This window comes from Pseudomonas sp. R2-7-07 (assembly GCF_003852355.1).
Lineage (GTDB): Bacteria > Pseudomonadota > Gammaproteobacteria > Pseudomonadales > Pseudomonadaceae > Aquipseudomonas.
The window spans coordinates 1,103,798-1,123,124 of the sequence record NZ_CP027759.1 but is presented as its reverse complement, the minus strand read 5'-3'; the positions used below and the strand labels follow the sequence as shown (position 1 = coordinate 1,123,124).

The following is a 19,327-nucleotide window of genomic DNA, read 5'->3' as shown; positions in this document are numbered from 1 at the left end:
CATCATCGATATGGCGCGCCTTTTTTGGTGAAACCTCGCAGGTCAGCTACCGGCGACTGTCATCCGTTCGATCAACACGGAGCCCGTGCGGATATTGCTGCGCAATTCAAGGTCGTTACCTACGGCCACGATCTGCTTGAACATATCGCGCATGTTGCCGGCGATCGTCACTTCCTGGACGGCGAACTGAATCTCACCGTTTTCCACCCAGAACCCCGCCGCGCCACGGGAATAGTCACCCGTCACCATGTTCAGCCCTTGGCCCATCAATTCAGTCACCAGCAGGCCGCGCCCCATGCGACGCAACAGCGCCGCCTGGTCTTCATCGCCATGGGTCACGAACAGGTTGTGAACGCCGCCGGAGTTGGCGGTGCTTGGCAGGCCAAGCTTGCGTCCAGCGTAGGTGCCCAATACATAAGACACCAACTCGCCCTTCTCAACGAACGGCTTGGCATACGTGGCCAGGCCGTCGCCGTCGAACGAGGCGCTGCCCATGGCGCGCATCAGGTGCGGGCGCTCATCGATGGTCAACCACTCCGGGAACAGCTTCTGGCCGATCGCGCCTTCAAGGAATGAAGATTTGCGATACAGGTTGCCGCCGGAAATCGCCCCAAGAAAACTACCGAACAAACCACCGGCCAATTCTGCGGAAAACAGTACCGGCACTTCACACGTAGGCACCGGGCGTGCGCCCAAGCGACTGGCTGCACGCTGCGCCGCACGCTGACCAATGCTTACCGGGTCGGCCAGCAACTCGCCTTGGCGGTTCACGTCATACCAGTAATCACGCTGCATCTGGCCGCCGGCTTCGGCGATCATGACGCAACTCAGGCTGTGACGCGTGGACGCATAGCCACCGATAAAACCATGGCTGTTACCGTAGACACGGCAGCCCTGATGCGTACTCAGCGTGGTGCCGTCGGCGTTCTTGATACGCGCATCGGCGTCGAACGCCGCGGCTTCGCAGGTCAGCGCCTGTTCGATGGCTTGCTCAGGCGTGATATCCCAGGCGTGGAACAGGTCGAAATCCTGCAGGTCCTTGGCCATCAGCGCTTTGTCGGCCAAGCCTGAACTTTCATCCTCAGAGGTGTGCTTGGCGATTGCCAACGCGGCGGCAACGGTCTCGCGGATCGCCTCCGGGCCACTGGCCGAGGTGCTGGCCGAACCTTTGCGCTGGCCCACATACAAGGTAATCCCAAACCCTTGGTCGCGATTGAATTCTACGGTCTCCACTTCCCGCTGACGCACCGAAGTCGACAGTCCCTGCTCCAGCGACACCGCTACCTCACAGGCGCTGGCCCCCTGGCGCTTGGCCTCGGCAAGGATCTGCTCGACTTGTTCCTGCAGTGCCGGTAACGCTTGCGGACCGACGCTTTGGGCTGCACTCATGGTTTTCTCCACTCAAATTCTGCTCTCGGTTAAGGCCATCGAGCGACCGGGCCGGACAAGCGGCCCCCGACTGGTTATCATGGCGGCGTTTCTTTGCGGACTGCCACCATGGTTGATTCTTACGACGACTCCCTCGATGGGGAGAAAAGCAAAACCCAGGTCAAACGTGAGCTGCATGCTCTGGTTGACCTTGGCGAGCGCCTTACGACGCTCAAAAAGGACTTGATTGCAAAACTGCCACTGACCGACGAAATGCGTCGGGCCTTGGCCGATGCGCCTAAGCACACCGCGAATATCGCGCGCAAACGGCACATCATGTTTATCGGCAAGCTGATGCGCGATCAGGATACTGACGCCATTCTGGCCTTGCTCGATCAAACCGATGCCTCCACTCGCCAGTACAACGAACGCTTCCATAACCTGGAGCGTTGGCGTGACCGCCTGATCGAGGGCGATGACGCCGTGCTGGAAAAATTCGTATTGGACTATCCGGAAGCGGACCGCCAGCAATTGCGCTCCCTGATCCGTCAAGCCCAACATGAAATGGCGCATAACAAGGCGCCGGCCACCAGCCGTAAAATCTTCAAATACATCCGTGAGCTGGACGAGACTCAACGCGGCCTGCGTTGATCCTCTTCCCCGGGTGGCGACCTTCGCCACCCGAAGCTTGCGGGCTTACGAGCCCGTGCCACCCACGGTGATCGCATCGATTTTCAAGGTTGGCTGGCCCACGCCCACCGGCACCGACTGCCCATCCTTTCCGCACGTGCCCACGCCGCTGTCCAGCGACAGGTCGTTACCGACCATCGACACCTTGCTCATCGCCTCCGGCCCATTACCAATCAATGTGGCTCCCTTGACCGGCGCGGTAATCTTGCCGTCTTCGATCAAGTACGCCTCGCTGGTGGAAAACACGAACTTGCCGCTGGTGATATCCACCTGCCCGCCGCCGAGGTTGGCGCAGTAGATGCCGCGCTTCACCGAAGCAATGATTTCTGCCGGATCGCTTTGGCCACCGAGCATGTAGGTGTTGGTCATGCGTGGCATGGGCAGGTGGGCATAGGATTCGCGGCGACCGTTGCCGGTGCGCGCCACGCCCATCAGGCGGGCGTTGAGCTTGTCTTGCATATAGCCCTTGAGTACGCCGTTTTCGATCAGGGTGGTGCACTCCGTGGGCGTGCCCTCGTCATCCACACTCAACGAACCCCGGCGACCGGCCAAGGTGCCATCATCGACAATGGTGCACAGCTTGGACGCAACCATCTCGCCCATGCGCCCGCTGTAGGCGGAACTGCCCTTGCGGTTGAAGTCGCCTTCCAGCCCATGGCCCACGGCTTCGTGCAGCAGCACACCGGACCAACCCGAACCCAGCACCACCGGCAAGGTACCGGCCGGCGCCGGAATCGCTTCCAGGTTGACCAGCGCCTGGCGCAGCGCTTCACGGGCGTAGCCCATGGCGCGGTCTTCGGCGAGGAAATAACGGTAGTCGGTGCGCCCGCCACCGCCATGGCCGCCGCGCTCGCGGCGGCCGTTCTGCTCGACGATCACACTCACGTTGAAACGCACCAGTGGCCGCACATCTGCCGCCAGCCCGCCGTCGGTAGACGCGACGAGGATGCGCTCCCACACGCCGGCCATGCTCACGGTGACCTGCTGGATGCGCGGGTCCAGGGCGCGGGTCGCCGCGTCCACACGCTTGAGCAGCTCGACCTTCTCCGCGCGGCTGATCACTTCCAGCGGATTGTCCGGCGCGTACAACTGCGCCACGTCCTGGGTGCTGAATGCCTGCACCGTGCCATTCTGCCCTGCGCGGGAAATCGAACGGGCCGCACGCGCAGCCAGGCCCAGGGCCTCCAACGTAATGGCGTTGCTGTAGGCAAAACCGGTTTTTTCTCCGGATTGCGCGCGAACGCCGACACCCTGGTCAAGGTTGAAACTGCCTTCCTTGACGATGCCGTCTTCCAACGCCCAGGACTCGGAAATCTGCCCCTGGAAATACAGGTCGGCCGCGTCGATCCCGGGTCCGGCCAGATCGCCCAGCACGGTTTGCAGACTTTCGATGGTCACGCCACCGGGTGCCAGGAGATGTTCACTGACTGAGGACAACAACTCGCTCATAGGTTTGGCCTTAAATTCATCGTTCTGAAGCAGGTCGCTGTGCGCCCTGCGAGAAAAAGCGCCGGTGATTGACCACCGGCATGCGCGCCCGTATCGACGCCTGTTCATTGCTGTCGCGTTCGGTCACCAACACCGCTTCGCCTTGATCCTGTTGGGCCAACACCCGCCCCCAGGGGTCGACAATTGCCGCATGCCCGTGGGTTTCCCGTGGTCCCGGGTGCACACCGCCCTGGGCAGCCGCCAGCAGGTAACACTGGGTTTCGATGGCCCGTGCACGAATCAGCACATCCCAATGCGCAGCGCCGGTCACCGCCGTAAACGCCGAGGGCGCGCTGATCAACTCAGCCCCCGCCGCGCGCAACTCACTGTACAACTCCGGGAAGCGCAGGTCGTAGCACACCGTCAGCCCCAAGCGCCCCACCGGTGTATCCGCCACCACCACATCGCTTCCGAAAGCATAGTCGTCAGATTCGCGATAACGACCCCGGGCATCCGCCACATCCACATCGAACAAATGCAGCTTGTCGTAGCGAGCGACGATTTCACCGCGATCGTCGATCAGCAGCGAACAGGCGTTGGGCTTGGCGTTCGGTTGGTCCTTGGGTGGCAACGGTAGTGTGCCGGCCACTATCCATAAGGTGAGGTCGCGGGCGGCCTGTTTCAACCATGGCAGGATCGGGCCTTCACCCAAGGCCTCGGCCCGACCAATGTCAGCCATGTCACGGCGGCCCATGGCGGCGAAGTTCTCCGGCAGTACCGCAAGCCTGGCGCCATCCGCCGCTGCACGTTCCAGCAGGCGGCGAGCCTGGGCCAGGTTCGCCAGCACGTCACTCTGGCTGACCATTTGAATTACCGCAAAGGACATGGGCCGACACTCCGTAAAGGGCATGGGGCCATGCTACTCCACAGCCTCTCAGTTTGGCTTTTCAAATGGCTTGTCGAAGGTGATTTTCGGGTCTTTCCACGGGCCTTGCACGGTGTACTGCACGCTGGCGAAGCGCGATACCCGGTCGCCGATCAGCTTGTCGATCAGAAACAATGCGCCGCCAATGGCCGGCGCGCCGACAATCAACGCCGCGATGGGCAGGTTGTTGGTGACCGGCAGCGTCACCAGCAACTTGGCATCGACGCGATCCGCCACCAGATCCAGGGTGCCGTTCAGCTCAAGGTTGGTGGATGGCCCGGTCATGGTGATGGGCTCACGGGTCACGAACACGCCGTTACTGGCCGCGAGCAAGCCCTTGACCCGGTCATAGCTCAGGCCCTTGCCGAGCAAGTCGGAAAAATCCAGGCGCAAACGACGGCCGATGGAGTTGAAGTTAAGCAGGCCGAACACCCGAAGTGCCTGGGCGCCACCTTCCACTTCCACGAACTGGCCTTTACGGAACGCTGCGTCCAGGCTACCGGAGAACCGCTTGGGCCCGACCCACGCGGGCGAACCGGGCCAACGGCCATCCACGTCCAGGTGGAAGTCCTCGCTGGTCACCGTAGGCGCAAAGCCCCAGCCTTTGAGCACGTCGGCAATGTTCTTGCCGTCCAGCCGCCCCTTGTACCAGCTGCTGCTGGCCCCCGGCGCACCTTCCCAACCGCCGGCACCATTGAGTTGCATGCCCTTGAGGCCCAGGTCCAGGCTGTTGAAGGCCAGGCCCTTGGCGGTCGGCCGGACTTTCAGCGACCACGCGCCCACCAGGTCCGGGCCCTGGAAAAGTTGATCGATGGCGATATCCAATGCCGGAATATCTTTGGGGTCGACATCGGCCAACGGGTCCGGCGCATTCTCGTCCGCCTGTACGGTCGGGTCGACCGCAGGCAGCTTCACGTACTGCAGGTTGATTGCGATAGGTGCGCCCTTGGCGTCCGGCAGGTTGACCGTGCCCTTGGCTTGCTGGCTGTCGAACTGCAGGCCCCAGGCCACGGGCTTGCGATCCAGTTGCAGTTTGACCTGATCGAACCGAGTACCGAAACCGGTCAGCTTGCCTACCTTGAAATCAGCGCCACTGAGCAGCTGCTTGGCATTGCCGCCCGGATCGTTACCGGCGTAACGGTTGGCGAGTTGTTTCCACGGGTCGATGTCCAGTTCGGAGAGCACCCCGCGAATGCGCAGGCCCTTCGCGCCAGGCAACACCGCGTCGCCATCGCCAAGGAACAATTCGCCGCGGCCCTCATTGAAGTTGTCCGGCGGCGCCGCAAACGTGAAGTTCGCCAGCTCACCGTAGTCAAACCAGTAACGCCGTTCATCGCCCTGCAAGGTCATGCGGAACGTGCTGTCACGGCCCTGGCTCGCCGGCATGCCAAACGGCGCCGGCAGGTCCACCGCGACGCCCTTGAGGTTGGAGTTGACCATCAACTGGCTGTCCGCGCCGTCCAGGATCACTTGCAACTGGTACGGAATATCGCCGGAGACCGGCAGCGGCTGGCTGATCTTCAACCAGTCGGTGAGCCGCTTGACCGTCACCTGCCCCTTGGCGGTAACGCGGGTGTTGATATTGCCGGGTGTGCCCTCGGCAAAAATCTGCGCGGTGATCGGACGGTCGAACGCCTGGGCCGAAATATTCTGGCCACTCAGGCCCTTGGTGCTGTCGAAACGGAAGTCACCCTTGAGCTGGGTCAGGTCCAAGGTGGGCTCCGCCAGTTGCAGGCGCGCTTTGTCGGTCTTGAAGTCGACCACGATCTTAGGCTCGGTGCCTTTGGCCAGGGGCACGTCCAGGTCCAGACTGCCCTGCAGGATGCCCTCGCCCTTCCAGCCCGCAAAGGTGGATGCGGTGCCGATGGGGGCTTCCTGGAGGATTTTCAAACCGTCGCCCAAACCACCGGAAAATCCGCCGGTGAGCAGCAGGTGGCTGTCCTTGCCGGCCGGCGCGTGGGGGATATTGACGTAGACGTCCTTGACCTGGGTATCGAGCAGTTGGCCCTTGCTCGCCAGGATACGCACGCCGCTCTCCTCGACGAACACCTCACCATTGACCTTGTTCACATGGGGCCAACCCGGCTGGAAGGCCAGCTCGGCATCATGCACCTTGAAGAACAGGCTGATATTGCGCGAAGCCGGCACCGCGTTGTGGCTCAAGGAGCCCTGGTACTGGAAAAAACCTTCGTCTACCGCGCCTTTGAGGATCGCCGTGCGCAACCATTCATCCAGCGCCGGGCTCAGCACTGCCGGTAAATATTTGGGGGTAAAACGACCATCGCCATCGACCATGCCGACCCGCAGGTCCATGTAGTCCTCCTGGCTATGGTCGAAATGCAGGCGAATCAGGAAATCCGCCGCGACCTTGCCTTCCTCCCCCAACACCTTGATATACGGCGCGATCAGGGTGAAGCCCTGCTTGTCCAACGTCCAGGTCAGGCGCGCATTGGCCTGGATGTATTGCCATGGCTTGGCGAAGATCGGGAACAGGTGCAGGGAGAAGTCCTTGCTGTCCATGCGCAACTCGCCATGGCCCAGGTCGCCGCTGATGCTGCCGGACACATTGCGCGCAGCCGGCGCGCCGAAGTACGCGTCAAAACCGACACGCTCGAGGTTGGCGGCAAAACTGACTTTTTGATCGGTGGTGTCCTGGGGGCGGAAGTCCACCAGCACATTGCGCAACAAGCCGGTGGCTTTCAGGTGCTCGACAGCCTTGGCGAACCCTTCCGGCAGCGGCGCCAGGGCATTGAGTAATGGCGTAATGGGGGTCAGGTCGAGCCGATCGGCCTGAAGCTTCCACACTTCCTGGGCGTCATCGGTGGCCAGACTCTGCTGCAGTTGCAGGCGCGATTCCCAACGGGTTTCGCCGATGTTCATCGCCAGCGAATCCAACAGCACCTTGAGGCCGCTGTCGCTGCGTTGCACATACGCGGTCAGGGCCAGGTTTTCGATATGCACCGGCTGACGCTCGGCATAGCTGCCCTTTACCTGCGGCGAATTGAGGCGCACCACCGCGCTTTGCACGGTGCCATTGGCCCAGTTGAGCCAGAACTCACCGCCGGCCTTGAGCTGGGTGAGCTTCCATTGTTGGGTCAGCCGGGACGGAATCCACTTGGCCCAGTCGCTTTGAGGCAGGCTCAGGTAGGCCTCGACCTCAGCGTCTTTCCATTGGCTGGCGCGTATACGGCTGCGCAGGCTCAGGGCGAGCGGTTGGCCGTCGGGTAACGTCAGGCGCGCGTCCAGGCGTTGCCGGGCCATACCGGTGTGCAGGCTCAGGCCCACATACGTCACGGTCACCGGCACCCGGTCGAACGGTTGCAAGGTCACCTGGCTGTCGAGCACCGAGACGCGCTTGACCATTTGCATACGGGTGAGCAGTTGTTGCGGGTCCAGTGACGGGCTGTCCTGTAACGGCAAGCCCTGCAGCGTCCAGCGACCGTCCTGGTCTTCCTTGACGCTCAACTGCACGCCGCTGACTTGCAGATGGGCGATGCGCACTTCACGGGTCGTCAGGCTGGCCCAGAGGTCGGGCACCACCTCGACCTGGTCCAGGCGCAACGCACTGCTGCCCTCGCCGACCATCACGTCGTGGGCCAGCAATATCGGCGCAAAGCCACTCCAACGGCCTTCGAGGCTACCGATATGCACCGGCATCTGCAGCGCAGCCTGGGCCTTGGCCTGGACTTCAGCGCGGTATTCGGCCACCAGCGGGGTCAATTCACGCCCCAGGCTCACGTACACCGCCGCCAATACCAGCAGCAAGGCACACAGGCCCAGCCCCCAACGGGTCAAAGCGGCAAAAAAGCGTATCAGACGCTCCATGTCAGGCGACCCTCAAAGCGGTAGTCGGACGACAGATCATTGCCTGTCGGTCTCGGAAAAGAAAAACGAATGGGGATCAGAGCAGCACCACGTCGTATTGTTCCTGGGAATACATGGTTTCGACCTGAAAACGAATAGTGCGCCCGATAAACCCCTCCAGTTCGGCGACGTTGCCCGACTCTTCGTCGAGCAGGCGGTCGACCACTTTCTGGTTGGCGAGCACCCTATAACCTTCGGCCTGATAGGCGCGTGCCTCCCGTAGGATTTCACGGAAAATTTCGTAGCAGACCGTTTCCGGGGTTTTCAATTTACCCCGGCCCTGGCAACTGCTGCAGGGTTCGCACAGCACTTGCTCGAGGCTCTCGCGGGTGCGCTTGCGGGTCATCTGCACCAGGCCCAGCTCAGTGATGCCGATGATGTTGGTCTTGGCGTGATCGCGCTCCAGCTGTTTTTCGAGGGTGCGCAGTACCTGGCGTTGGTGCTCTGCGTCTTCCATGTCGATGAAGTCGATGATGATGATGCCGCCCAGGTTACGCAGGCGCAGTTGGCGCGCAATCGCCGTGGCAGCTTCGAGGTTGGTCTTGAAGATGGTCTCTTCGAGGTTGCGGTGCCCCACGAACGCGCCCGTGTTGACGTCAATGGTGGTCATGGCTTCTGCCGGGTCCACCACCAGGTAGCCACCGGACTTGAGCGGGACCTTGCGCTCCAGGGCTTTCTGGATTTCGTCTTCGACGCCATACAGGTCGAAGATCGGCCGCTCGCCCGGATAGTGCTCCAGACGGTCGGCAATTTCCGGCATCAGCTCGGCGACAAATTGCGTGGTGCGCTGAAAGGTTTCCCGCGAGTCGATGCGAATTTTCTCAATTTTCGGGCTGACCAGATCGCGCAAGGTACGCAACGCCAGGCCGAGGTCTTCATAGATGACGCTTGGCGCGCCAATGGTCTGAATCTGCGCCGCGATCTGGTCCCACAGACGCCGCAGGTAGCGGATATCCATCAGGATTTCATCGGCGCCCGCCCCCTCGGCGGCGGTGCGCAGGATAAAACCACCGGCTTCCTTGATGCCCTCGGCGGCTACACAGTCGCTGACCACCTTCTTCAAGCGCTCGCGTTCGGCCTCATCCTCGATCTTGAGGGAAATACCGACATGGGCGGTGCGCGGCATATACACGAGGTACCGCGACGGAATCGACAGCTGGGTAGTCAGCCGGGCGCCCTTGGAACCGATGGGGTCCTTGGTGACCTGCACCACTAGGCTCTGCCCTTCGTGCACCAGAGCGCTGATGCTTTCCACCGCCGGGCCTTCACGCAGCGAGATTTCCGAAGCATGAATGAAGGCGGCGCGGTCCAGGCCGATGTCGACGAACGCCGCCTGCATGCCCGGCAATACGCGCACCACCTTGCCTTTATAGATGTTGCCGACGATCCCGCGCTTCTGGGTGCGCTCCACATGCACTTCTTGCAGAACACCGTTCTCTACCACCGCCACGCGCGATTCCATCGGCGTGATATTGATCAGAATCTCTTCACTCATGGCTGGGTCTCGTTCAGGCGTTTTCACAATAGTGACCGATCGCTTATGGCTTGGCGCGCAAGTAGAGGCGTTCAGCGCGCGGTAAGGTTTTGCCAACAGGGTATGCCGAATTGGCCGAGCAGTTGCGCGGTTTCGCACACCGGCAGGCCGACCACGGCGGAATAGCTGCCATTGAGTCCGCTCACGAACACCGAGCCCAGCCCCTGGATAGCATAGCCGCCGGCTTTGTCCTGGGGTTCGCCACTGTGCCAGTAGGTCGTAGCCTCCTGGGCAGAAATCTCACGAAACTCCACGCGGCTGCTTACACAGCGGGTTTCACAGCGCTGGCCGTCGGTAACGGCGATGGCCGTGAGGACTTCATGCTCACGCCCTGCCAAGGCCATCAACATTGCAAAGGCGTCGGCCTGATCCACCGGTTTGCCAAGAATCTTGCCATCCACGATCACAGCGGTATCGGCACCCAGCACGCAGATGCCAGCGCTGTGCTCGAGCGCAGCCAGACCCGCCGCGGCCTTGCTGCGAGCCAGGCGCTCGACATAGGCCACGGGGGTTTCGTCAAAAAGAGGCGTTTCATCGATGGCGGCGCTGACCACGGTGAAAGGCACACCGATCTGGGTCAACAACTCACGTCGCCGCGGGGAGCCCGAGGCCAGATAAAGCACATTCATTGCAGACTCTCCCTGTAGGGTTCGGTAACCAGGCAGAGCCTCGCAATCCGTCAATTGATTTTGTAGCGACGACGTAGCCCGCGCAGGCCGAAGCTGACCCAAGGCCACAGCAGTGCACTGACCAGGGCCGGCAACACCAGGGCCAAAGTCGGCTGGCGATTGCCGGTCAGGGCGCTGAGCCAGAGCTGAACCAACTGCGCCAGGCCGAAGATCACCAGGATCACCAGGCACTGCTGCCACATCGGGAACATGCGCAAGCGCTGCTGCAACGACAGCACCAGGAAGGTAATCAGGGTGAGGATCAACGCGTTCTGGCCGAGCAAGGTGCCATAGAGCACATCCTCCGCCAAGCCCAGGCACATCGCCGTGACCATGCCTACCTTGTGCGGCAGGTTCAACGACCAGAACGCCAGCAACAGCGCCAGCCACAGCGGGCGCAGGATTTCCATGAATTGTGGCAGCGGTGAAACGCTGAGCAACAGGCCGATGGCGAAGGTCAGCCAGACAATCCAGCCATTGCGCGAATGAGTACTGGCCATTATTGCTCCCTCTGCCGCGTGGTGGCCGGGGCGGTTGTCGCAGGCCTGGCGGCAGGCGCGGTGGTCGCCGCCGGTTTCGCCGGACGTGCGCTGTGTGCAGCGGGCTTGGCCGGTGTGGCGACAGGGGCTGCGGTTGCGGGTACGACCGCAGGCGCCGGTGGCCCCACGAACGCCGGTTTCGGTACGGTGGCGGGAATCACAGGCGCGGTGCCGTTCTGCTTGTCTTCCGCTTCCTGGGCCTGCGCGGCGTCATTGGCGCGCTCTTCCGGGGTGCGGTTGTCGCTGAACACCAGCAGCAGATAGCGGCTGCGGTTCAGCGCGGCGGTCGGTACGGCACGCACAATGGCAAACGGCTGGCCGGAATCGTGGATGACCTCCTTGACCGTCGCCACCGGGTAGCCCGCCGGGAAGCGCTGACCCAGGCCGGAGCTGACCAGCAGGTCGCCTTCCTTGATGTCAGCGGTATCGGCCACGTGCCGCAACTCCAGGCGTTCCGGGTTACCGGTGCCGCTGGCAATCGCGCGCAAACCGTTGCGATTGACCTGCACCGGAATGCTGTGAGTGGTGTCGGTCAGCAGCAAGACGCGCGAGGTGTAGGGCATCAATTCAACCACCTGGCCCATCAGGCCACGGGCATCGAGCACCGGCTGGCCGAGGACCACGCCGTCGCGCTCACCCTTGTTGATGATGATGCGATGGGTAAAGGGGTTGGGGTCCATGCCGATCAACTCGGCCACTTCGACCTTTTCGTTGACCAATGCCGAAGAGTTGAGCAACTCGCGCAGCCGCACGTTCTGCTCGGTAAGGGCCGCGAGCTTTTGCATGCGGCCCTGCAACAGCAGGTTTTCGGTCTTGAGTTTTTCGTTCTCGGCAATCAGCTCGGTGCGGCTGCCGAATTGGCTGGCCACGCCCTGGTAGAGACGTTGCGGCAGGTCGGTGATCCAGTAAGTCTGCATCAACACCAGCGACATCTGGCTACGCACAGGCTTGAGCAGCGCAAAACGGGCGTCGACCACCATCAGCGCGACCGAAAGCACGGTCAGCACCAACAAGCGCACGCCCAATGAGGGGCCTTTGGCGAAGAGCGGTTTAATAGGCCGCTCCTCCCAGGCAAATGTTCTCTTTATTCATACGGCATCAAACCGGCCTGGATGCAGATTGAAGAAGATAAACGCCAGCAGGCAGCACTGCAAAGTGCTGCCTGCCGACCGAGCATGAACCATCCAGGCAAGCTTATTCGCTGGAGAGCAGGTCCATGGTGTGTTTATCCATCATTTCCAGTGCACGACCACCGCCACGCGCCACGCAGGTCAGCGGGTCTTCGGCGACGATCACCGGCAGGCCGGTTTCCTGGGCCAGCAACTTGTCGAGGTCGCGCAGCAAGGCGCCACCACCGGTCAGTACCAGGCCACGCTCGGCGATATCGGAAGCCAGCTCAGGCGGCGACTGCTCCAGGGCGCTCTTCACCGCCTGAACGATGGTGGCCAGGGACTCTTGCAGAGCCTCCAGCACTTCATTGGAGTTCAGGGTGAACGCACGTGGCACGCCTTCGGCCAGGTTGCGGCCGCGAACATCGACTTCGCGAACTTCGCCGCCCGGGTAAGCGGTGCCGATTTCCTGCTTGATGCGCTCGGCGGTGGATTCGCCGATCAGGCTGCCGTAGTTACGACGCACATACGTGATGATCGCTTCGTCGAAGCGGTCGCCGCCGACACGCACGGATTCGGCATACACCACACCGTTCAGGGAAATCAGGGCGATCTCGGTGGTACCACCACCGATATCCACCACCATCGAACCGCGGGCTTCTTCAACCGGCAGGCCGGCGCCGATTGCGGCGGCCATCGGCTCTTCGATCAGGAACACCTCGCGGGCACCGGCACCAAGGGCCGATTCACGGATGGCACGACGCTCCACCTGGGTGGACTTGCACGGGACGCAGATCAGCACACGAGGGCTGGGCTGCAGGAAACTGTTTTCGTGAACCTTGTTGATGAAGTACTGCAGCATCTTCTCGCAGACACTGAAGTCGGCGATCACGCCGTCTTTCATCGGACGAATGGCAGCAATATTGCCTGGTGTTCGGCCGAGCATCCGCTTGGCCTCGGTGCCAACGGCAACGACACTTTTCTGATTACCATGGGTCCGAATGGCCACAACCGATGGCTCATTCAGGACGATACCGCGCTCGCGCACGTAAATAAGGGTGTTGGCAGTGCCCAGGTCAATGGAAAGATCGCTGGAAAACATGCCACGCAGTTTCTTGAACATGGGAAAGGGACCCTAGGCAACGCGTGGGTAAAAAAGTGCGGCAAACTCTAACAACGACAGGGATTTTGGGCAAGGCGCCAATGTGCTAAATTGGCCGACTTTCTGTGCACCAACCCCCACAATCGCGGCCTTATGACCGTAGAAATGCGGTAGTGTTCCGACAATCTAACACACGGACGCCTTCCGTTCTGTTTTCCACTGGAGAATCCCATGGCGCTTGAACGCTCCGACGTGGAAAAAATCGCGCATCTGGCCTCGCTTGGCCTCAATGACGCCGATCTTCCACAGACCACCGCAGCCCTGAACAGCATTCTCGGGCTGGTTGACCAAATGCAGGCCGTCGACACCGACGGCATCGAGCCCCTGGCTCACCCGCTGGAAGCCAGTCAGCGCCTGCGCGCAGACGTCGTGACCGAGCGCAATAACCGCGAGGCCTACCAGTCCATCGCGCCAGCGGTCGAAAACGGCCTGTACCTGGTTCCGAAAGTCATCGACTAAAGGGAAAGAGCCTTTCATGCATCACATGACTCTGGCCGAGATCGCCCGCGGTCTCGCCGACAAAACGTTTTCTTCCGAAGAGCTGACCAAGACCCTGCTGGCGCGCATCGCCGCGCTGGACCCCAAGGTCAACAGCTTCATCAGCCTCACCGAAGAGCTGGCCCTGAGCCAGGCCAAGGCCGCCGACGTGCGTCGCGCCAACGGTGAGAACGGCGCGCTGCTGGGCGCTCCGATCGCCCACAAAGACCTGTTCTGCACCCAGGGCATTCGCACCAGTTGCGGCTCGAAGATGCTCGACAACTTCAAGGCGCCCTACGACGCCACCGTGGTGTCCAAGCTGGCCGCCGCCGGGGCCGTGACCCTGGGCAAGACCAACATGGACGAATTCGCCATGGGTTCGGCCAACGAGTCGAGCTACTACGGCGCGGTGAAAAACCCGTGGAACCTGGACCACGTACCCGGCGGTTCGTCCGGTGGGTCGGCCGCCGCCGTTGCCGCGCGCTTCCTGCCGGCCGCCACGGCCACCGACACCGGTGGCTCGATCCGCCAACCGGCAGCCTTCACCAACCTCACCGGTTTGAAGCCGACGTACGGTCGCGTATCCCGCTGGGGCATGATCGCCTACGCGTCGAGTCTCGATCAGGGCGGCCCTCTGGCCCGCACGGCTGAAGACTGCGCGATATTGTTACAAGGTATGGCCGGCTTCGATAAACAGGATTCCACCAGCATCGATGAGCCGGTGCCGGACTACAGCGCCAGCCTGAACACGTCGCTCAAGGGCCTGCGCATCGGCGTGCCCAAGGAATACTTCAGCGCCGGTCTCGACCCACGTATCGCCGACTTGGTGCACAACAGCATCAAGGAGCTGGAAAAGCTCGGCGCCGTGATCAAGGAGATAAGCCTGCCGAACAACCAGCACGCGATTCCTGCCTACTACGTGATCGCCCCGGCTGAAGCGTCCTCCAACCTGTCGCGTTTCGACGGTGTGCGCTTCGGCTATCGCTGCGAAAACCCGAAAGACCTCACCGACCTGTACAAGCGCTCCCGTGGCGAAGGCTTTGGCGTGGAAGTACAGCGCCGGATCATGGTCGGCGCCTACGCCCTGTCGGCCGGCTACTACGACGCGTACTACCTCAAGGCGCAGAAGATCCGCCGCCTGATCAAGAACGACTTCATGGCCGCCTTTGAAGAAGTCGACGTGATCCTCGGCCCAACCACGCCGAACCCGGCCTGGAAGATCGGCGCCAAGACCGGCGACCCGATCGCCGAGTACCTGGAAGACCTCTACACCATCACCGCCAACCTCGCGGGCTTGCCGGGCTTGTCCATGCCCGCCGGTTTCGTCGATGGCCTGCCGGTCGGCGTGCAATTGCTCGCCCCGTATTTCCAGGAAGGCCGCCTGCTCAATGTGGCGCACCAGTATCAGTTGAACACCGACTGGCACACTCGCACCCCTACCGGCTTCTGAGGAGAACACTATGCAATGGGAAGTTGTGATCGGGCTGGAGATTCATACCCAGCTCGCCACCCAATCGAAGATTTTCTCCGGTAGCGCCACCACGTTCGGCGCAGAGCCCAACACCCAGGCCAGCTTGGTCGACCTGGGCATGCCCGGCGTGCTGCCGGTGCTGAACCAGGAAGCGGTGCGCATGGCGGTGATGTTCGGCCTGGCGATTGACGCCCAGATCGGCCAGCACAACGTGTTCGCGCGCAAGAACTACTTCTACCCGGACCTGCCCAAGGGCTACCAGATCAGCCAGATGGAACTGCCGATCGTCGGTAAGGGCTACCTGGACATCCCGCTGGAAGACGGCACCATCAAGCGTGTCGGCGTGACCCGTGCGCACCTTGAAGAAGACGCCGGCAAGAGCCTGCACGAAGAATTCCCCGGCGCCACCGGTATCGACCTGAACCGTGCCGGCACGCCGTTGCTGGAGATCGTCTCCGAGCCGGACATGCGCAGCGCCAAGGAAGCCGTGGCCTACGTCAAGACGATCCACGCGCTGGTGCGCTACCTGGGCATCTGCGACGGCAACATGGCCGAAGGCTCGCTGCGTTGCGACTGCAACGTGTCGATCCGCCCCAAGGGCCAGGTCGAGTTCGGCACCCGCTGCGAGATCAAGAACGTCAACTCGTTCCGCTTCATCGAGAAGGCGATCAACAGCGAAGTGCGTCGCCAGATCGAACTGATCGAGGACGGCGGCAAGGTGATCCAGCAAACGCGCCTGTACGACCCGAACAAAGACGAAACCCGCGCCATGCGCAGCAAGGAGGAAGCCAACGACTACCGTTACTTCCCCGATCCGGACCTGCTGCCGGTGGTGCTGGAGGACTCGTTCCTCAACGATATCCGCGCCACCCTGCCGGAACTGCCACAGCAAAAACGCGAACGTTTCCAGGCGCAGTTCGGTCTGTCGGTCTACGATGCCAGCGTCTTGGCGTCCAGCCGCGAGCAAGCCAACTACTTCGAAAAGGTCGTGAGCATTGCCGGCGACGCCAAGCTGGCGGCCAACTGGGTGATGGTCGAACTGGGCAGCCTGTTGAACAAACAGGGCCTGGAAATTGACGCAGCACCGGTGAGCGCCGAACAACTGGGCGGCATGCTGCTGCGCATCAAGGACAACACCATCTCCGGCAAAATCGCCAAGACCGTGTTCGAAGCGATGGCCGCCGGTGAAGGCAGTGCCGATGACATCATCGAGAAGCGTGGCCTCAAGCAAGTCACCGACAGCGGCGCCATTTCGGCCGTGCTCGATGAAATGCTCGCGGCGAACGCCGAGCAGGTCGAACAATATCGCGCGGCTGACGAAGCCAAGCGCGGCAAGATGTTCGGCTTCTTTGTTGGCCAGGCGATGAAAGCATCCAAAGGCAAAGCCAACCCGCAACAGGTCAACGAATTGCTCAAAAGCAAGCTTGAGGGCTGATAGCGGTGAAGGAGCCGAGTGAGTGTTCATGCTCGACTCGGACCTCCTGTGGGAGGGGGCTTGCTCCCGATAGCGGTGATTCAGTCAACACATCAGTGACTGGCCCACCGCTATCGGGAGCAAGCCCCCTCCCACATTTGATACGGGAATACCTGGAATGAAGCGTCTACTCGGCCTCCTGGCTGTCTTTTCCCTGCTGACCGGTTGCGCCAACGGCCTCATCGACCCCAACGGCTACGATGAAACCGGCACCGCCTCCTATTACGGCGCCAAGCACCATGGCAAACGCACCGCCAGCGGTGAAGTGTTCAACCAGAACGGCCTGACCGCCGCCCACCGGCGCTTGCCCTTCGGTACCCAGGTCAAGGTGACCAACCTCGACAACAACCGGTCTGTGGTGGTGCGTATCAATGATCGCGGCCCCCACACCCGTGGACGCCTGATCGACCTTTCACGCAAGGCTGCCGAGCAACTGCGTATGCTCGGCAGCGGCACCGCGCGGGTTCGCCTGCAAGCCCTGAACAACTGATCGAGGCAGCCTTGAGCATTTTTGGATTGAACGCCCTCTCACCCTGGAGCCTGCTCGAACTGGTCAGCGGTTTGCTGCTGTTGATCGTCGGCGCTGAAATCCTGGTGCGGGCCGCAGTGCGCCTGGCCGCCAGCCTCAAGGTGCGGCCGTTGATCATCGGCCTGAGCATCGTGGCCTTCGGCAGCAGTGCGCCACAGATGGCCGTCAGTCTGCAGGCCACCCTGGCCGGCAACACCGACATTGCCGTGGGCAGCGTAATCGGCAGCAGCATCTTCAATATCCTCGTCACCCTGGGCCTGTCCGCGCTGATCATTCCGTTACGGGTGTCGCGCCATTTGGTGCGTCTGGATATTCCGGTGATGATCGTCGCCGGCCTGCTGGTGTTCGTCCTGGCTGCCAACGAGGCTCTGACGCCGTTCGACGGCCTGGTGCTGCTGGTTGCGCTGCTGGCCTACCTCGGCGTGCTGCACTACCAGACGCGCCACTCGCGTCGTCCACGCACGCTGGCCAGCATGACCAAGGCACCCTGGCTGAGCAGCGTGCTGTTGATGCTCGGCGGGTTGCTGGTGCTGGTGCTGGCCGGGCATTTGCTGCTGGGTGCGGCCGTGGAGGTGGCGGGCGATTTGGGCTTGTCGGAGCGCGTCATCGGCCTGACGCTGATCGGCGTCGGTACCTCATTGCCCTGCCTCGCCACCTCGTTGATTGCCGCCCTGCGTGGCGAGCGCGAGATTGCCGTGGGCAATGTGATCGGCAGCAACCTGTTCAACCTGCTGGGCGTGCTGGGCTTTACCGCCCTGGTGGCGCCTGCGCCGCTGTCGGTCTCGCCCAACGCGCTGGACTTCGACCTGCCGGTCATGCTCGGCGCCATCGTCCTGTGCCTGCCGGTGTTCTATACCGGCTACCGCGTCACGCGGGCAGAAGGCCTGGTGTTACTGGGGCTGTACCTGGCGTATGGCCTGCATGTCATGGCGTTTACCACCGGCATGCCCCTGGCCACCAAGCTTGAACACTTGATGCTGTTTTACGTCTTGCCGGCGTTAGGGATGGGGCTGTTGTTCACGTCGCTGCGCGCCTGGCACCGCCAACACAAGAGGGAATCGCAATAGCCGCTCAGAAAAGAGCTTAGATCCAGCCACCGGCCTGCAACACGAAGATCCCGATATTGGTGGTCACCGCGGCCATCAGCGTGGTGATCACGATAATCGCTGCCGCCAGTTCATGATTGCCTTCGGCGGCCCTGGCCATCACGAAGCTTGCGGCCGCCGTCGGCGCGCCAAAGTACAGGAACAAAATCCCCAGCTCCGGCCCCCGGAACCCCAGCAGCCACGCGCCCCCTGTGGCGATCACCGGCAGCCAGACCATCTTCATCAGGCTCGCGCTCAATGCCATCTTGCCGCTCTTGCGCAGCGCCGCCAGGGACAGGGTGCCGCCGATGCAAATCAGCGCCAACGGCAAGGTGGTGTTGGCCAGGTACTGCAGGGATCTTTCCAGCCAGCCGGGCAGGCCGAGCTGGAAATAGGCGAACGGCGCCGCGACGAACACGCTGATGATCAGCGGGTTGGCCACCACACTCTTGAAGATGCTCCATGGGTCGGACTTGATCACCGGGCTGTACACCGCCAGCACAATGGTCGACAGGGTGTTGTAGAACAGGATCACCAGTGCCGCGAGGATCGCTCCGAGGGAGATACCGTAGTCGCCGTACATGCTGGCAGCCAGCGCCAGGCCGATTACCCCGTTATTGCCACGAAACGCGCCCTGGGTGTAGATGCCCCGGTCTTCGCGCTTGCAGCGCATAATCGCCCAGCCCCACGCCATGGCAAAGCTCACCAGCGTGGCCACGGCAAAGTAGATCAGCAAACCCGGCTTGAGCGCTGAATGCAGGTCGGCATGCAGGATGCCGAGAAACAACAGCGCCGGCATGGTGACGTTGAACACCAGGGACGAGGCGGTATGGATAAAGTTGTCGTTGATCCAGCGGATGCGCTTGAGCAGCACACCGAGGAAGAGCATGGCGAACACCGGCGCGGTGATGGTGAGCGTGGTGAGGAAGATTGCCAGCATGCAGGGGAGAACCTTGGTGAGCGTCGTTAGTTGGCTAATGATAAGCCATACAGCTCGATGGTGC

16 protein-coding genes are annotated in these 19,327 nt (G+C 62.0%); 6 read left to right on the top strand and 10 right to left on the bottom strand.

Features of this window, described 5'->3' with window-relative positions; genetic code table 11:
* Window positions 1-42: 42 nt before the first annotated feature.
* On the bottom strand, window positions 43-1,389 hold the full coding sequence (gene pmbA, locus C4J86_RS04905; protein ID WP_124365835.1) for a metalloprotease PmbA: 1,347 nt from the start codon (window positions 1,387-1,389) through the stop codon (window positions 43-45).
* 108 nt (window positions 1,390-1,497) lie between these two features.
* Between pmbA and yjgA the strand changes: the two genes are divergently transcribed.
* Window positions 1,498-2,019: a ribosome biogenesis factor YjgA gene (gene yjgA, locus C4J86_RS04900; RefSeq protein ID WP_124361305.1), complete on the top strand. Its 522-nt coding sequence runs from the start codon at window positions 1,498-1,500 to the stop codon at window positions 2,017-2,019.
* A 45-nt stretch (window positions 2,020-2,064) separates the two neighbouring features.
* On the opposite strand, the gene tldD is transcribed toward yjgA, so the two are convergent.
* The 8 genes from tldD to mreB all read right to left on the bottom strand — a co-directional run bounded on the left by tldD (window position 2,065) and on the right by mreB (window position 13,248).
* On the bottom strand, window positions 2,065-3,507 hold the full coding sequence (tldD, locus tag C4J86_RS04895; RefSeq protein ID WP_124361304.1) for a metalloprotease TldD: 1,443 nt from the start codon (window positions 3,505-3,507) through the stop codon (window positions 2,065-2,067).
* Between the two features lie 16 nt (window positions 3,508-3,523).
* Window positions 3,524-4,372 carry a carbon-nitrogen hydrolase family protein gene (locus C4J86_RS04890; RefSeq protein WP_124369661.1) on the bottom strand — a complete coding sequence of 283 codons (849 nt, stop codon included), beginning with the start codon at window positions 4,370-4,372 and terminating at the stop codon, window positions 3,524-3,526.
* A 48-nt stretch (window positions 4,373-4,420) separates the two neighbouring features.
* The gene (locus C4J86_RS04885) at window positions 4,421-8,236 is read right to left on the bottom strand and encodes a YhdP family protein (protein ID WP_124369660.1); all 3,816 of its coding nucleotides are present in this window, start codon (window positions 8,234-8,236) and stop codon (window positions 4,421-4,423) included.
* 76 nt (window positions 8,237-8,312) lie between these two features.
* Window positions 8,313-9,770, bottom strand: coding sequence for a ribonuclease G (gene rng / locus C4J86_RS04880; RefSeq protein ID WP_124361301.1), 1,458 nt, complete (start codon window positions 9,768-9,770; stop codon window positions 8,313-8,315).
* 71 nt (window positions 9,771-9,841) lie between these two features.
* Window positions 9,842-10,438 carry a nucleoside triphosphate pyrophosphatase gene (locus C4J86_RS04875; RefSeq protein WP_124369659.1) on the bottom strand — a complete coding sequence of 199 codons (597 nt, stop codon included), beginning with the start codon at window positions 10,436-10,438 and terminating at the stop codon, window positions 9,842-9,844.
* A gap of 50 nt (window positions 10,439-10,488) precedes the next feature.
* Window positions 10,489-10,977: a rod shape-determining protein MreD gene (gene mreD, locus C4J86_RS04870; RefSeq protein ID WP_124361299.1), complete on the bottom strand. Its 489-nt coding sequence runs from the start codon at window positions 10,975-10,977 to the stop codon at window positions 10,489-10,491.
* Complete coding sequence (gene mreC / locus C4J86_RS04865) at window positions 10,977-12,071, bottom strand: rod shape-determining protein MreC (protein ID WP_124369658.1); 1,095 nt, start codon at window positions 12,069-12,071, stop codon at window positions 10,977-10,979. The genes mreD and mreC overlap by 1 nt, the downstream gene beginning before the upstream one ends.
* Window positions 12,072-12,210: 139 nt before the next feature.
* Entirely contained in the window at window positions 12,211-13,248 is a 1,038-nt protein-coding gene (gene mreB / locus C4J86_RS04860) for a rod shape-determining protein MreB (protein WP_002555108.1), read from the bottom strand.
* A 210-nt stretch (window positions 13,249-13,458) separates the two neighbouring features.
* Between mreB and gatC the strand changes: the two genes are divergently transcribed.
* The 5 genes from gatC (at window position 13,459) to C4J86_RS04835 (ending at window position 18,305) form a co-directional block, all read left to right on the top strand.
* Entirely contained in the window at window positions 13,459-13,746 is a 288-nt protein-coding gene (gene gatC, locus C4J86_RS04855; protein ID WP_005784804.1) for an Asp-tRNA(Asn)/Glu-tRNA(Gln) amidotransferase subunit GatC, read from the top strand.
* Between the two features lie 16 nt (window positions 13,747-13,762).
* Entirely contained in the window at window positions 13,763-15,214 is a 1,452-nt protein-coding gene (gene gatA, locus C4J86_RS04850) for an Asp-tRNA(Asn)/Glu-tRNA(Gln) amidotransferase subunit GatA (RefSeq protein ID WP_124369657.1), read from the top strand.
* A 10-nt stretch (window positions 15,215-15,224) separates the two neighbouring features.
* Complete coding sequence (gene gatB / locus C4J86_RS04845; RefSeq protein WP_124369656.1) at window positions 15,225-16,670, top strand: Asp-tRNA(Asn)/Glu-tRNA(Gln) amidotransferase subunit GatB; 1,446 nt, start codon at window positions 15,225-15,227, stop codon at window positions 16,668-16,670.
* A 157-nt stretch (window positions 16,671-16,827) separates the two neighbouring features.
* Entirely contained in the window at window positions 16,828-17,199 is a 372-nt protein-coding gene (locus C4J86_RS04840; protein ID WP_124369655.1) for a septal ring lytic transglycosylase RlpA family protein, read from the top strand.
* A 50-nt stretch (window positions 17,200-17,249) separates the two neighbouring features.
* Complete coding sequence (locus tag C4J86_RS04835) at window positions 17,250-18,305, top strand: calcium/sodium antiporter (RefSeq protein WP_164487792.1); 1,056 nt, start codon at window positions 17,250-17,252, stop codon at window positions 18,303-18,305.
* Window positions 18,306-18,321: 16 nt separating this feature from the next.
* Here C4J86_RS04835 and C4J86_RS04830 read toward each other — a convergent pair whose 3' ends face one another.
* The gene (locus tag C4J86_RS04830; RefSeq protein WP_124369654.1) at window positions 18,322-19,263 is read right to left on the bottom strand and encodes an AEC family transporter; all 942 of its coding nucleotides are present in this window, start codon (window positions 19,261-19,263) and stop codon (window positions 18,322-18,324) included.
* Window positions 19,264-19,327 lie beyond the last annotated feature (64 nt).